This is a genomic window from Polynucleobacter sphagniphilus, assembly GCF_029892205.1.
GTDB lineage: Bacteria > Pseudomonadota > Gammaproteobacteria > Burkholderiales > Burkholderiaceae > Polynucleobacter > Polynucleobacter sphagniphilus.
This window is the reverse complement of record NZ_JARXVX010000001.1, coordinates 214368-229326: the sequence shown is the minus strand read 5'-3', so window position 1 is coordinate 229326 and position 14959 is coordinate 214368. Positions and strand designations below refer to the sequence as shown.

The 14959-nt window shown below is 47.1% G+C and carries 15 protein-coding genes and 2 tRNA genes; 3 read left to right on the top strand and 14 right to left on the bottom strand.

The window, feature by feature from the left end; genetic code table 11:
• Positions 1–36: 36 nt before the first annotated feature.
• Entirely contained in the window at positions 37–756 is a 720-nt protein-coding gene (gene lexA, locus M2125_RS01230) for a transcriptional repressor LexA (protein WP_076022857.1), read from the top strand.
• 68 nt (positions 757–824) lie between these two features.
• On the opposite strand, the gene M2125_RS01225 is transcribed toward lexA, so the two are convergent.
• The 5 genes from M2125_RS01225 to uvrC all read right to left on the bottom strand — a co-directional run bounded on the left by M2125_RS01225 (position 825) and on the right by uvrC (position 4199).
• Complete coding sequence (locus tag M2125_RS01225; protein ID WP_076022856.1) at positions 825–1286, bottom strand: hypothetical protein; 462 nt, start codon at positions 1284–1286, stop codon at positions 825–827.
• Positions 1287–1366: 80 nt separating this feature from the next.
• A tRNA-Cys gene (locus tag M2125_RS01220) sits at positions 1367–1440 on the bottom strand.
• A 51-nt stretch (positions 1441–1491) separates the two neighbouring features.
• Positions 1492–1567: transfer RNA gene (locus M2125_RS01215), tRNA-Gly, on the bottom strand.
• A gap of 92 nt (positions 1568–1659) precedes the next feature.
• Complete coding sequence (pgsA, locus tag M2125_RS01210; protein WP_076022855.1) at positions 1660–2235, bottom strand: CDP-diacylglycerol--glycerol-3-phosphate 3-phosphatidyltransferase; 576 nt, start codon at positions 2233–2235, stop codon at positions 1660–1662.
• A gap of 47 nt (positions 2236–2282) precedes the next feature.
• Positions 2283–4199 (bottom strand): excinuclease ABC subunit UvrC, encoded by a 1917-nt coding sequence (gene uvrC / locus M2125_RS01205; protein ID WP_277540148.1) that lies wholly within the window; start codon positions 4197–4199, stop codon positions 2283–2285.
• On the opposite strand from uvrC, the gene earP reads away from it, so the two are divergent.
• Positions 4198–5268: an elongation factor P maturation arginine rhamnosyltransferase EarP gene (gene earP, locus M2125_RS01200; RefSeq protein WP_280742361.1), complete on the top strand. Its 1071-nt coding sequence runs from the start codon at positions 4198–4200 to the stop codon at positions 5266–5268. The two genes, uvrC and earP, sit on opposite strands and share 2 nt — an antisense overlap.
• Before the next feature lie 87 nt (positions 5269–5355).
• Entirely contained in the window at positions 5356–5916 is a 561-nt protein-coding gene (efp, locus tag M2125_RS01195) for an elongation factor P (RefSeq protein ID WP_076022852.1), read from the top strand.
• Positions 5917–5992: 76 nt separating this feature from the next.
• On the opposite strand, the gene nagZ is transcribed toward efp, so the two are convergent.
• The 9 genes from nagZ to M2125_RS01150 all read right to left on the bottom strand — a co-directional run bounded on the left by nagZ (position 5993) and on the right by M2125_RS01150 (position 14946).
• The gene (gene nagZ, locus M2125_RS01190; protein ID WP_076022851.1) at positions 5993–7069 is read right to left on the bottom strand and encodes a beta-N-acetylhexosaminidase; all 1077 of its coding nucleotides are present in this window, start codon (positions 7067–7069) and stop codon (positions 5993–5995) included.
• A 40-nt stretch (positions 7070–7109) separates the two neighbouring features.
• Entirely contained in the window at positions 7110–7502 is a 393-nt protein-coding gene (acpS, locus tag M2125_RS01185) for a holo-ACP synthase (protein ID WP_280742360.1), read from the bottom strand.
• Between the two features lie 4 nt (positions 7503–7506).
• Positions 7507–8247 (bottom strand): pyridoxine 5'-phosphate synthase, encoded by a 741-nt coding sequence (pdxJ, locus tag M2125_RS01180; RefSeq protein ID WP_076022849.1) that lies wholly within the window; start codon positions 8245–8247, stop codon positions 7507–7509.
• Positions 8248–8259: 12 nt separating this feature from the next.
• On the bottom strand, positions 8260–8994 hold the full coding sequence (gene recO / locus M2125_RS01175; RefSeq protein ID WP_277540153.1) for a DNA repair protein RecO: 735 nt from the start codon (positions 8992–8994) through the stop codon (positions 8260–8262).
• A 3-nt stretch (positions 8995–8997) separates the two neighbouring features.
• Positions 8998–9894 carry a GTPase Era gene (gene era / locus M2125_RS01170; protein WP_233126606.1) on the bottom strand — a complete coding sequence of 299 codons (897 nt, stop codon included), beginning with the start codon at positions 9892–9894 and terminating at the stop codon, positions 8998–9000.
• Between the two features lie 44 nt (positions 9895–9938).
• Complete coding sequence (rnc, locus tag M2125_RS01165; RefSeq protein ID WP_076022846.1) at positions 9939–10730, bottom strand: ribonuclease III; 792 nt, start codon at positions 10728–10730, stop codon at positions 9939–9941.
• Between the two features lie 4 nt (positions 10731–10734).
• Positions 10735–11541 (bottom strand): signal peptidase I, encoded by an 807-nt coding sequence (gene lepB / locus M2125_RS01160; RefSeq protein WP_076022845.1) that lies wholly within the window; start codon positions 11539–11541, stop codon positions 10735–10737.
• Positions 11541–13346: a translation elongation factor 4 gene (gene lepA / locus M2125_RS01155; RefSeq protein ID WP_076022844.1), complete on the bottom strand. Its 1806-nt coding sequence runs from the start codon at positions 13344–13346 to the stop codon at positions 11541–11543. Before lepA ends, lepB begins: the two co-directional genes overlap by 1 nt.
• A gap of 145 nt (positions 13347–13491) precedes the next feature.
• Complete coding sequence (locus M2125_RS01150) at positions 13492–14946, bottom strand: DegQ family serine endoprotease (RefSeq protein WP_076022843.1); 1455 nt, start codon at positions 14944–14946, stop codon at positions 13492–13494.
• Positions 14947–14959 lie beyond the last annotated feature (13 nt).

Here is a 14959-nt window from a genome sequence, read left to right as displayed (position 1 = left end):
CTTGAATTATCAAAAAGTGCTGTATACAATCCCAGTATGGACATAAATACAGTTGATTTCTTGGAGGAGCTGACTGCCCTCCCCAAGCTCACCCCACGTCAACGGGAGATTTTGGACTTAATTAGCAAGGCAATCGAGGATAGCGGACTACCACCAACTCGAGCAGAAATTGCGACTCAACTCGGCTTTGCATCAGCAAATGCTGCAGAAGAACATCTTCGTGCACTAGCTAAAAAAGGGTATATCGAACTCACGCCAGGGACTTCACGTGGAATTCGAATTGCCCAGCGGTTTAACCAAACACACAACCCGAACCAATATCGCCAGATGTCATTGCCGTCTGGCGCACTTCAACAACTCACTCTTCCACTCATTGGTAGAGTGGCGGCAGGCTCACCCATCATGGCCGTCGAGCATATTGAAAAACAAGTGCCGATTGATCCCAGTTTATTTAGCAAGGGTGCTGATTACTTGTTAAAAGTGAAGGGTATGAGCATGCGTGATGCCGGCATCCTGGATGGAGATTATTTGGCCGTGAGAAAAACTACCGAGGTTCGTAATGGCGATATTGTGGTGGCACGTCTGGATGACGAAGTCACAGTCAAGCGCTGGAATCAAAAGAAAACCGCCAATGGTCTCGTAATTGAATTGCAAGCAGAGAACCCCGACTTCAAAAATATCCTAGTGGATGCGCGTCAAGCAAACTTTGCCGTTGAAGGTCAAGCAGTAGGGCTGATCAGAGCAGAAGGTCTTTGAACAAGGTTTGTTGCAAATAAAACAGGTCTCCTAGTGAGTCCTTTTTTATTCCCAGTCTTACTAAAGGATTAACGTTTAACTGGCGCAGTCACGCTGGCATTTTTTGGTGATGAGGTAATTGTAATAACCGATTTAGGGCCGCCAAGAGAGCCCTCAGTAATCTCAACCGTTGCCGTTCTATCACCCTTGGTAAAAACCAAAATACTGGTTTTTGCTTTCACGGCACTCACAGTGGTCCAACCTGCTTTAGGGTATTCAGATTGGAAGAATGCGTAGACATCAGTTGCGCCTTGCAGGGCATTAATCACGGCACGCCCAACCCATGAGGATCCACCGCCAATGATGATGGATTCACCACCGGAAATACGAGCGCCCTGTGGAAGCGGCATATCCCCAAGTAATTGAGCCTGCACTTCTTGAATTTCTGCAGGGGTACCGGTTGGCGAATCACCCGATGAGGCGCAAGCAAATAACAAACCAGAGATCAACAAAATGGCTGCTAAAGATGGGATGCGTTTGATTTGAATCATGAGAGTGATCTTTCAGAGTCAATGCTACTTATGTTAGCTATAAGTATTTTAGGTGAGACCCCAAAATCGTCAAGAAATTTTGGAGGCGCGTGAGGGAATCGAACCCCCGTACGAAGCTTTGCAGGCTCCTGCCTAACCACTCGGCCAACGCGCCAAAGATACCTAAATCAAAAATGGGAAGCTTTTTAGGGCTTCCCATCGAACTTGGAGCGGGAAAGGAGGTTCGAACTCCCGACCTATACCTTGGCAAGGTATCGCTCTACCAGCTGAGCTATTCCCGCATAACAGGGCGATAGTTTAACAAACAATTTCAAAGAAGGCATTATTTGTTTTACTTAGACCCACAAAGCCTGATGCCAATTGGCCTCTAGGCTTATTCCGTCTTTTCAGCCAGCTGGGGCAATGCCTTCTTTAGGTAATAAAACATCGACCAAAGCGTTAAAAAAGAAGCCACCCAGATCAACCAAGTGCCTACCCTAGCGCAATCAAGCCAACCAAATAAGGTGTCGTTAAACAGTAAAAAAGGAATGGCAATGAGTTGAGCAGTTGTTTTGAGCTTGCCAACCATATGTACTGCAACACTTTTGCCTGCACCCAGTAATGCCATCCACTCCCTTAATGCAGAGATCGTTATTTCACGTCCAATAATGACAAGCGCCACCCAGACCTGAACACGATCGAGGTTAAGAAGAACCAATAATGATGCAGCCACAATTAACTTATCCGCCACCGGGTCTAGGAATTGACCAAAAGCAGATTCCTGCTTCATGCGTCGAGCTAAAAAGCCATCGAGCCAATCAGTCACAGCAGCAGAAATAAAAATAAGAGTCGCTATGAGATTTTGCTCTGCAGGACTAAGCCAATTCGTGGGTAAATAAAAGACTGCCACGAGCAATGGAATTGCTGCTACACGCAACCAGGTTAAGGCGATGGGCAAGTTAAATGGCATTTGGTAAGCATAAACGAATCTGATGACTCTGGATATGTCCAAAAAAATTAATGGAGTTGTTTATAAATTTGCTCTGCCAACGCAGTAGAAATTCCATCTACGCTAGCAATCTCCTCAATACTGGCATTGGCCACCCCGCGCAAACCACCAAATCGAGCCAGTAATTTTTGACGGCGCTTAGCACCGATACCTTCAATTTCCTCGAGGCGGGAAACTGTTCTCGCTTTTGCACGCTTAGCGCGCATTCCAGTAATTGCAAACCGATGAGCCTCATCTCGTATTTGAGCGACTAATAGTAAAGCCGCGCTATCTATACCCAATTCCAAAGGCTTTCGACCATCAGCAAAGATTAATGTTTCTAAGCCAACTTTACGACCCTCTCCTTTGGCAACCCCCACAATCAAGCTCACATCCATGCCAAATTCTGCAAGCACTTGTCGAGCCATTTCTACCTGGCCTTTACCCCCGTCAATCAAAATCACTTGCGGCATTTTCTCAACTGGAAGCTCTTGGAAATTCGCATAGCGCCGTTGCAACACTTGACGCATTGCTGCGTAGTCATCACCAGGGGTGATATCGTTGATATTAAAACGACGGTACTCACTCGATTGCATTGCATTTTTTGCATAAACAACACAAGAAGCTTGGGTTGCCTCTCCAGAAGTATGGCTAATATCAAAACCCTCGATCCGAAGTTGCTCCAGGGATTCAAGTTCAAGGCCTAAGATGTCAGCTAAAGAGCGGGCCCTAGCCAACTGTCCACCAGTTTCTACTAGACGTTTAGCCAAAGCGATCTTGGCGTTACCTTCTGCCATCGCCAACCAATGACGCCGCTGACCTTGAGGCTGATGCAAGAAGGTAATTTTCTTACCCGCTTGATTGCTCAGCAAATCTTGCAAATTCTCGGGTAGCTCATCCCCTGCATCAGATTCAGCTTCGCTTATTGACTGCAAAGAGTGGTTGAGAATGATGACTGGCGGAATTGCCTGGGCCGTAGCTGCCTCACCTTCATTTTGATCATCTAAATAATGCTGGCCAATGAATGCTTCTAAGATCTCGGTTGGCAATGGTAATTGCCCAGAGTGTGTCCGCAAGCCCTTAGGGAAATAAGCGCGGTCACCCAAATGACGGCCACCGCGAACCATCGCCAAGTTAACACAAACCATACCTTCCATTTGCGCTACCGCAATGATGTCAACGTCACCCTCGCCTTCAGCAACCGCATCCATTGACTGCTGTTGTAAGACGCTGGAGAGATCGGCTATACGATCACGCAAGACCGCAGCCATTTCAAATTCCATCGCATCGCTATGCGCTTGCATCTCTCTCTCAAGCTCAGAAAGCACGCTACTGTGGTTTCCCTCTAAAAAGCGAGTAGCTTGCGCAACATCTTGTCCATATTGCTGCGCACTCAAACGACCAACGCAGGGTGCACTACAGCGGTGTATTTGATGAAGCAAACAAGGCCGACTACGATTCTTAAAAACGGAATCCTCACAGGTGCGTAAACGAAACACTTTTTGCAAAATTTGCACACTATTGCGCACCGCCCATGAGTTTGGAAACGGGCCAAAATAATGATTGCGCTTATCCACCTTGCCACGATAAGAGGCAAGCCTTGGAAATTCGTGACCAGTCAGCATCACGTAGGGGTAAGACTTATCATCTCTGAAGAGGATATTAAATGGCGGCGCTAACTCCTTAATCAGATTGTTTTCCAGAATTAAGGCCTCAGTCTCTGTGCGCGTGACCGTGGTTTCATAACGAGCGATTTTGCTCACCATGAGAGCAATTCGAGGTGAAAGCTGGGTACGCTGGAAATAGCTCGAAACACGCTTTTTTAGGTTGCGTGCTTTGCCTACATATAGAATCTGTCCAGCTTCATCAAAGAAGCGATACACCCCCGGCAATCCGGGCAGCCGTTTAACGTCTTGCTGTAGATTTTCAAAAAGCGAATTACTCATGCATTGGGATATTTTCTGCCAAATCGTGGACAACTATGGTGATGCCGGTGTTTGCTGGCGCCTAGCCCGAAGCTTATCAAGCATTCATGGCCAAACAGTACGTATTTTTTGCGATAACCTGCCAACCCTCAATTTACTCGCATCTGGGGTTCATGTAGACATTAAAGACAAAATCCAACTATTGCCATGGGAGAGTAGCTTTGAAAACCATCGGCACCAAGCGCAAGCGCCTGATGTAGTGATTGAGGCATTTGGCTGCCAACTCCCCGAGCGCTACCTAGCAGGCCTGTTGGTGGCCCCCAAAAAACCGATCATTATTAATCTTGAGTACTTGAGTGCTGAACCATGGATTGTGGATTTCCATGGCAAATCTTCGCCGCAATCTCACGGCATACCGAAGTATTTTTTCTTTCCCGGTTTTCAAGATCAGGCTGGCGGAATCTTAATAGACCCAGTACCGCCAAGCAGTCCTCCTAGCATTTCAAGCATTCCCGCAAGTCTTGAGAAAGTGTGGTCGCAGCTTCGCCCTCATGCCAAACGCATTAGTATCTTTTGCTATCCTGGAGCTCCTTTGCGTAAATGGCTAGAAGATCTTGCTAGTCTTGATCAGGACTTTGACATTCTGCTCACGCACGGTCATGCCGAACTGCTAGGCATCAATACCGGCCAAGCAATTCAATTGCCCGAGCACATCCAATTGCACCCCCTTCCCTTTGTGTCACAAGATGAATACGACTGGCTCTTAAGTCAGTGTGATTTCAATATCGTTCGAGGTGAGGACTCTTTTGTGCGAGCGCAATTGGCAGGCAAACCATTTATTTGGCACATTTATCCCCAAGAAGACCGTGCCCATGAGGTGAAATTAGCTGCATTCCTAGACCTCTATCTAGAGGGGGCTAATCAAGATTTGAGGCTATCGACAATTGCAGCTATGACTTGGGCAATGCCGAGCCAGTGGTTTGGGGCTATCGACGCTTGGAGTGCCCATGGCGAGGCTTGGCGTGCCCATTTACTCAAAAAACAAGGGGGTGGTGGTTTAGCAGCTCGTTTATTGGCATTTGTCGGTTAATCCCAAGCAATAAAGGCGGGCGGGCGGTTACAATCTTGTTTTTGACAAAACCCGCAGAAAATCAGCTCTGCACCCAGGAATAGCAAGATGAAAACAGCACAAGAACTCCGCGTTGGTAACGTAGTAATGATCGGCACCGATGCCATGGTCGTTTTGAAAGCCGAATACAGCCGCTCAGGCCGCAACTCTTCCGTTGTGAAAATGAAATTTAAGAACTTGTTAACAGGCGCTCCAAACGAAGGCGTATACAAGGCCGATGACAAATTCGATGTCGTGATCCTTGATAAGAAAGAATGTACTTACTCTTATTTCGCTGATCCAATGTATGTTTTCATGGACGGCGACTACAACCAATACGAAGTTGAAGCCGAATTCATGGGTGATGCATTGAACTACCTAGAAGAAAGTATGCCATGTGAAGTTGTGTTCTATGAAGGTAAAGCGCTTTCAGTAGCAATGCCAAATTCTTTGGTTCGTGAAATTATTTATACCGAGCCAGCAGTAAAAGGTGACACCAGCTCTGGCAAGGTCTTGAAGAACGCAAAATTAGCCACCGGCTATGAATTGCAAGTTCCTCTTTTCTGCAATACCGGCGACAAGATTGAAATTGATACACGCACAGGCGAGTATCGCAGCCGCGCGAACTAATCAGCGTCTGTCATTAAAGCAAAAGCCCGGCATGCCGGGCTTTTTTATTATTTCCGAAGCCCTATCAAAATAGGACTCAAGCAATCAATTGAAATTGCTGTAACAAGCCTTTAGCATGCTGATACTGAGCCTCTTTCTGCAGGGCATTCCAATCCAGTGCGGGGGGCTGCGGCATTAAACGGTTTAAGCGACTCATCGACTCAGACTGCTTCGCTTTTGAGACCCTTAAGTCTTTTAATAACTGGTCAGCCAAATCTGGGCGATTACAAATCAATACAGCATCACAACCAGCCTCTAATGCCAGCTCTGCACCCTTCACAACTGAGCCCGCAACACTAGCGCCCTCCATCGAAAGATCATCACTAAAGATCACGCCTTCAAAACCGAGTTCTTGGCGCAATACCGAATGCAGCCAGATCTTAGAAAATCCAGCCGGTAAGCTATCCACCTGCGGATAAATCACATGGGCTGGCATTACGGCTGCCAAACTCAAATCGAGCCACTCATATGGTTTCGCATCATCATTGAGAATGTCTTGTAATGAACGCTCATCAACTGGAATGGCTACATGCGAATCAGCTTCAGCCCATCCATGCCCCGGAAAATGCTTGCCGCAATTGGCCATACCCGCCATGCGCAAGCCATCATTCAAACTCTTTGCTAGAGCAAAGACAATTTGGGGATCACGGCTAAAAGAACGATCGCCAATGACACCGCTGCGTCCAAAATCCAGATCAAGTACAGGCGTAAAGCTGAAATCAACTCCGCAGGCACGCAGCTCAGCACCAAGCACATAACCACAGGCAGTAGCAGCTGCCATTGCTAAAGCAGCAGATTGAGCGGCATGCTTAGAGGTATTTTTTACCGACCAAAGTTCGCCTAATTTACGCATCGCCGGCAAGTGTGTAAAGCCATCTTGCTTAGCGCGTTGGACTCTTCCACCTTCATGATCAATTGAGATCAATACATCAGGGCGTAACTTTTTAATATCTCCGGTTAACTTAGTAAGCTGCTTGCGACTAGCAAAATTACGACCAAATAAAATGACGCCACCAGTCAGAGGATCTTGAATACGTCGACGATCTTGGGCATTTAATTCAAGACCAACAACATCCAAAGTAACTGGGCCTGGCTTCATATTTAGCTTACTCATTTTTTCCTCAGAATTCCTTCTGCTGTATCTGTTGTTGAACTTATTTCTGCACTACAATCACATGGGCAATCGCCATATCCTGCTCATCACTGACCGTGACCCGCGCTTCCCAATTGCGCTCAGCCATAAAACCTGCCAATGCGCCTAAATAACTTGTTACCGGCTTACCGCTTGGCTCATTTAAGGTTTGCAGGGATCGCCAAGTCATTGGCATGCGCATACCCAAACCAATTGCTTTAGAAAAAGCTTCCTTGGCTGCAAAGCGAGTTGCTAAAAATGCGATGCCGCGTTTGTGATTTCTGGCAAGACGATGCTTAAAAACTATCATTTCATCAGGTCCAAGAATTTTTTCAGCCAATCGACCATGAGTGCGATCATAAGCAGCCTGCAGCCGCTCAATCTGCAAAATGTCTGTACCAATACCAATGATCATGCGCTTACTTGTCTCGACCCTGAGCCATAAGAAACTTCATGTCGGTAATCGCCCGCTGCCAACCCTTAAACAAAGCCTCAGCAACAATCGCATGGCCAATATTGAGTTCTGATAGCTCAACAATGCCGGCGATAGGCAATACGTTACCCTCATTCAAACCGTGGCCTGCATTTACCCGCAGACCAATATTTTTACCAAACTGGGCAGCTTTACGAATACGCTCCAACTCTTTCTCTTGTTCAACCCCAGAAAGATCTGCGTAACGGCCAGTATGCAATTCAATCACTGTGGCGCCAACATCTTTGGCGGCCTGGATTTGCCGCTCTTCTGGGTCAATAAATAAAGATACCCGAATACCTGCATTCACAAGTTTTGTAGTAGCTTCCTTGATGGCATCAAAGTAACGCACAACATCCAAGCCACCCTCCGTGGTGACTTCCTCACGCTTTTCTGGGACAAGACAAACGTCATGCGGCTTGACTTGACAGGCAATATCAACCATCTCCGGTGTAACCGCGCACTCCAAGTTCATCCGGGTTTTTATCAAGGGACGCAATGCAATTAAGTCAGCATCCTTAATATGACGTCGATCCTCACGTAAATGCAGCGTAATCAAATCCGCGCCCGATTCTTCTGCTAGGCAAGCAGCCTTTAAAGGGTCTGGATAAATCGTCCCACGTGCGTTACGCAGTGTCGCCACATGGTCAATATTGATACCAAGTTCAAGGGGGTAGTTCTTACTCATTTAGCTAGATTACTAGATTTTTTTCAAATCAATCAGAATTTGGCGGGTGGTTAAAACCTGATCTTGTAAATGCAGTCCCAACAAAAATCGCATCAGCTGCTTGCTCTCTGAGAGTGTCTCTGGATCAGAAAAATCTCCAACTGCGATTGCCAGCAAGGATTTGCCCATTAATACAGGCCAATGACCAGGGTCATCGCTTTGCGCAGGCCTGACGCCGCGCTCAGGCTGATAGACATACCTCTCTTGTGCGACCGGCGCAGCATTGGTTTCAACACAACGATCCAAGGCAGCGGCATAACCAGTTTCCTGCAAAAGAGTCAGCTCAAATGGGCGCAAAATTTCTTCTAAGCCCTTTGATTCAAATTCTAAGTTAGAGAGCGCTAAAATTGTATTAGTGTAGTGATCGTAGAGTCTTTCGTACTCATCTTCACGTGCTAAAAACTTGACTAAGAGCTCATTTAGATAAAAACCACAGAGAAGAGCATCGCCTACCAATGAAGGTGTACCACCAACCCACTCTGATTTTGTGAGGGTGCGTAATTCTGATTTACCACTCCAAGAAACGAGCAGCGGCTGGAAGCGCTGCAGGACTGGACGTAAGCTTGAGTGTGGACGCTTTGCACCTTTAGCGATCAAAGCCATACGGCCATGCTGGCGAGTAAAAACATCCAGAATTAAGCTAGTTTCCTTATAAGGAATGCTGTGTAATACAAAAGCGGGTTCGTCAGTTACACGAATGGAGGCCATTTTTTACTCTAGGCCTTGCGCCCGCAATTCTGCACGATCATCAGCCCAGCCGCGTTTTACTTTGACCCAAGTCTCCAAAAAGACTTTCCCGTCAAATAACTTTTCCATATCAATGCGCGCATCAGTCGAAATCTTTTTGAGACGCTCGCCTTTTTGACCAATGATCATTGCTTTATGGCTATCACGATCTACCAAAATAGTTGCAGCAATGCGGCGCATTTTGCCATCCATCTTGAACTGATCAATCACTACAGTACTCGTGTAGGGCAACTCCTCACCAGTAAAGCGAAACACCTTCTCACGCAGAATCTCTGCCGCCAAAAATCGTTCACTACGATCAGTGATCGTATCGCCATCGTAAACCGGCTCACCTTCAGGCAAATATCCCTCCAAGACATCGAGCAGGCGCGCAATATCGGGTGGACTCTTGGCACTCATTGGGACAATCTCAGCAAACTCACATTGATTCTGATCTTCATGACCACCCAATTCACTCCAGGGGCGACTCATTTCTTTCATGAAATTCAATAAAGCCTGATCTCGCTCAGAAGGGGTCTGAAAGCGACTGTTAAATAAATCGAGCTTGTTAAGCACCAACACGATTGGCAAATCCGCAGGTAATAACTTTAAGACCTTTTTGTCATCTTCACCAAAATACCCAGCCTCAACTACAAAGCAGGCCACATTGACATCTTGCAGCGCAGTAGTCACTGTACGATTTAAGGCCTTGTTCAAGGTATTCATCAAACGTGTTTGAAACCCAGGCGTATCAATAAATATAAATTGAGCATCATCGCGATTCTGGATTCCGAGAATTCGATGGCGCGTAGTTTGAGCCTTACGGGAAGTAATGCTGATCTTCTGACCCACCAGTGCATTGAGCAAGGTCGATTTACCCATATTGGGGCGCCCAACAATGGCGATAGTGCCGCATCTAAACACGATTAGCCCTTCAGCTTAAGATTTAACTGCTCTTCGGTCGCTTCTTTTTTTGCAGCCTTTTTCTTGGCCGACCGAGTTTTCCTTGGTTTACGTGACTCTTGAGGCAATGCCTTGAGTACTGCCATTAAAGCAAGTTTGGCAGCCGCCTGCTCAGCTGCACGCCTAGAAGCACCCTCACCCTTTACGCTGACTTTCAGACTGGGAATAAGGCACTCCACTTCAAATTGCTGGTTATGTGCCGCACCAGTAGTACCAGTCACGTTATAGGTTGGCAGCGGCAACTGATAACCCTGCAAATACTCCTGAAGCAAGGTTTTGTCATCCTTACCTAGAGTCTTTGGATCTACATTAGCCAGAATGACAGAATACAGTTTGCGCAAGCATGTCTTAGCAGCATCAAACCCACCATCTAAAAATATTGCGCCTGTAACTGCCTCAAGCGTATCAGCCAAAATAGATGGGCGGCGGAATCCACCACTCTTTAATTCGCCCTCACCCAAGCGAAGGTAGTCAGATAAAGAAAGTGTCTGGGCAATTTCGTATAAAGCTTGTTGTTTTACTAAATTGGCCCTGACGCGCGAGAGATCGCCCTCATCCAAATCTGCATAGCGTTCGTAGAGCATTTCAGCAACCACGCAATTTAAAATTGAGTCGCCCAAAAACTCTAGACGCTCATTATTCTTTTTGCTATGACTGCGATGCGTGAGAGCCTGATTGAGCAACTCAGCCTTCTTAAAGCTATAGCCGAGGCGCTCTTGCAATGGTGCGGTTTCGATAACAGCGCGCGCGTTCATATGCCTAATCGAAGCTGCCAATGCGACTTAAAGAACCTAAGTTGAGCCATACAAAGAAGGCTTTTCCAACAATATTTTTATCCGGCACAAATCCCCAGTAACGAGAATCAGCGCTGTTATCTCTGTTATCACCCATTGCAAAATAGTTACCCTCAGGTACTTTGCATATCACTCCAGAGGCTTGGTACTGGCAGTTCTCAAAGCCAGGAAAACGCTCGCTCGGAAAATTGCCCGCAGGACGCTCTGGGTCATTCAGAATGGAGTGACTGTTGCCACCCAAGTCAGCTGGAAAAGTTTCGGTATAGCGCTTTGCATAGCGCATATTTTCCGGATCAAGATAAGACTCGCCTCCGGTATATTGCAATGGCTGGCCATTAATTTTTAAACGCTTGTCTTGGTATTCAATTGTGTCGCCAGGCAAAGCAATGATTCTCTTAATGTAATCAACTGACTCATCGCGTGGGTAACGAAATACCACTACATCGCCTCGTTTAGGAGATCCTAATTCAATCACTTTTTGATTAATTACCGGCAAACGAATGCCATAAGTAAATTTATTAACCAAAATAAAATCGCCAATCTGCAAAGTCGGAATCATTGATCCAGACGGAATCTTGAATGGCTCAGCTATAAACGAACGCAACAAGAACACCGCACAAATGACTGGGAAAAAACCAGCGGTGTATTCCAGCCATAAGGGCATTTGATTGATGCCTGCAACACGCCTTTGTGGTGCGAAATAAAATCGGTCTGCAAGCCAGGCAACACCAGACACAAGGACCAAAATAAAAAGAACTAGCGCAAAATTCATTAATCATCTACCTGCAAAATAGCCAAGAAGGCTTCCTGTGGAATTTCCACATTTCCGACCTGCTTCATCCGTTTCTTACCTTCTTTTTGCTTCTCTAAAAGCTTGCGTTTACGAGAGATATCCCCGCCATAACATTTGGCCAATACGTTCTTACGCAAAGCCTTCACGTTTTCACGTGCCACGATATTGCTACCAATAGCCGCCTGAATCGCTACATCAAACATTTGTCTTGGAATGATGCCGCGCATCTTAGCCACGACTTCGCGACCACGATGCTGACTGTTACTTCGATGGACAATCACTGACAGTGCATCCACACGTTCGCCGTTAATCAAGATATCGACTTTGACGACATCCGCAGGGCGGTACTCTTTAAATTCATAATCCATTGAGGCATAGCCACGTGAGATGGATTTCATCCTGTCAAAGAAATCGAGCACGATTTCAGCCATCGGTAATTCATAAGTAAGCTTGACCTGGCGACCTAAATAGTTCATGTCCGTCTGAATGCCGCGCTTCCCAACACACAAGGTAATAATCGCGCCCACATACTCTTGCGGCATGTAGAGATTGACGGTAACAATTGGCTCAAGAATGGTATTGATCTTGCTGGTCTCAGGCATCTTGGATGGGTTATCTACCATCAAAATCGTGCCATCCGATTGCTCAACTTGATACACCACGGTTGGCGCCGTGGTGATCAAGTTCATGCCGTATTGACGCTCTAAGCGTTCTTGCACGATCTCCATGTGCAGCAAGCCCAGGAAACCACAACGGAAGCCAAAGCCTAGAGCTTGCGATACCTCTGGCTCATATAAAAGAGAGGCATCATTTAACTGTAGCTTCTCAAGCGACTCGCGCAGTTGATCGTATTCACTTGCCTCGACTGGGTACAGGCCAGCAAAAACTTGCGACTTCACCTCTTTAAAACCAGGTAATGGCTCGCTCGCTGGAACGCGGCCTTGTTGACCTGGAGAATGGGTCACTGTATCGCCTACTTTGGCCGCTTTTAACTCCTTGATACCGGCAATCACAAAGCCTACCTGTCCAGCAGATAACTGCGGGCGATCTACCGACTTTGGACTAAAGACGCCAACATGTTCAACAAGATGACTCGAGCCATTGGCCATCAATGTAATTTTGTCTTTGGGCTTTAGGGTGCCATTGACTACGCGTATCAACATCACTACGCCAACGTAGTTATCAAACCAAGAATCAATAATCAGGGCCTGTAGGGGATCTGTCGCACTCCCCTTAGGAGGCGGTACGCGACGAATCATCTCTTCAATCACGTCAATCACACCTACACCTGTTTTAGCAGAGCAGGTCATGGCATCTGATGCATCAATGCCAATCACATCTTCAATTTCTTGTTTTGCTCGCTCTGGATCTGCTTGTGGCAGATCAATCTTGTTTAATACAGGCACGACCTCAACACCCAACTCAATCGCCGTATAGCAGTTAGCAACTGTTTGCGCTTCTACACCTTGACTCGCATCCACCACCAAGAGAGCGCCTTCACAGGCCGATAAGGAGCGACTCACTTCATATGAGAAGTCGACGTGCCCCGGGGTATCAATTAGATTGAGGTTGTAGGTTTTGCCATCTTTTGCCTTGTAAGCCAGAGCGGCTGTTTGCGCTTTGATGGTGATGCCACGCTCGCGTTCGATATCCATCGAGTCGAGTACCTGGGCTTCCATTTCACGGTCAGAAAGACCGCCACACAACTGAATAATGCGATCAGCAAGAGTAGATTTACCGTGATCGATATGGGCGATGATAGAAAAATTGCGGATTAAATCCATGGCGTCTTATTAGGTCATTCAAAAAACGCCTTGTCAGAACGCACCACAATGATGCGCTGCAAAAAGTCGTCTTGGTAGGATTGTAATGGGTGGCGCCCTGCAGGCGCCGAACCCAATTATTTGCCCTAAATTAGGGCATTTAGGCTTACTTTGGCCGGACTGGAATAATCAGAGTGCTATCGGCACGTCGGACAAACACTGGCACCGCTTTATTGGAATCCAGCCCCTTCACAAGGGACTCAAACTGCTTCACTCCCGAAATATCTACGTCAGCAATGCGGACTATGACATCGCCCGGACGCACTCCAGAGCGAGCTAAAGCACCATCATTAATGCCGATAACCTCGACACCTCCATGGATATTTAATTCCTTCTTACGGGCATCTGAGAGCTCGCCAACGCTCACGCCGAGAGCGTTGGCGCTGCCACCGGCAGCACTTCCAGCTTCAGGCTTCTTGCTCGCTGTAGCAGCCACTTCAGAATCACCTCCAACAGTGACCGTCAGATCGCGCGTAGATCCCTTGCGCCAAACTTGAACATTCACCGCTGTGCCAGGCTTGATTTCCCCAACTAGCCGTGGCAAATCAGTCGACTTAGCAATCTCCTTGCCATGAAAGCTCAGAATGACATCCCCAGACTCAATCCCACCTAATGCAGCAGGGCCGCCAGGCTCCACATTGCGTACATAGGCGCCGCGTGGCTTACCAAGGCCCAAGCTCTCAGCCACCTCCTTAGTCATATCGCCCAATGCAACCCCAATCTTGCCGCGGACCAACTTACCGTTAGTGCGCAACTGATCAGCCACTCGCATTGCCTCATCAATTGGAATAGCAAAAGAAATTCCCATATAACCGCCCGAGCGGCTAAAGATTTGCGAATTGATTCCTATTACTTGACCAGCGGTATTTAGAAGGGGGCCGCCAGAGTTCCCAGGATTGACTGCGACGTCCGTTTGAATAAAGGGCAAATAGTCCCCGGTATCGCGACTCTTAGCCGAAACAATACCTGCGGTAACTGAGTTTTCAAGTCCAAATGGCGATCCAATCGCCAACACCCACTCACCCACCCTAACCTTAGATGAATCCCCTAAAGGCAATTTTGGGAGGTCGTGTGCCTCAATTTTCACCACAGCAACATCAGTCCGCTTATCCAACCCCAAGAGCTTGGCTTTGAACTCACGTTTATCTGTGAGGGTCACATAAATAGTGCTAGCACCTTCAACCACATGGGCGTTTGTCAGAATCAAACCATTGGCATCAAAAATGAAACCGGAGCCCACACCCCGATCAGCTTCCTGCGGCTGACCTTGATTTGCGGGTGGCTGCTTAGGAGCGCTTGGGATTCCAGGGATAGGTACCCCAAAAAAACGCCTAAAGAACTCTGCCTGATCATCAGGCATCCCAGGGAAACCACCTTGCGCTTGCTGCACTACCACCTTTTCAGTGGTACGAATATTCACTACTGCAGGACTGGCTTTTTCAACTAAATCAGCAAAATCAGGAATAGAAACGCGTGGACTTTGCGCATATACACTGGAAATAAATGAGAAATTCCCTAGGCTTAAGGCCGCCAAGAGTGCAATGAAGTACTTTTTTATCATGCTAATTAACCCA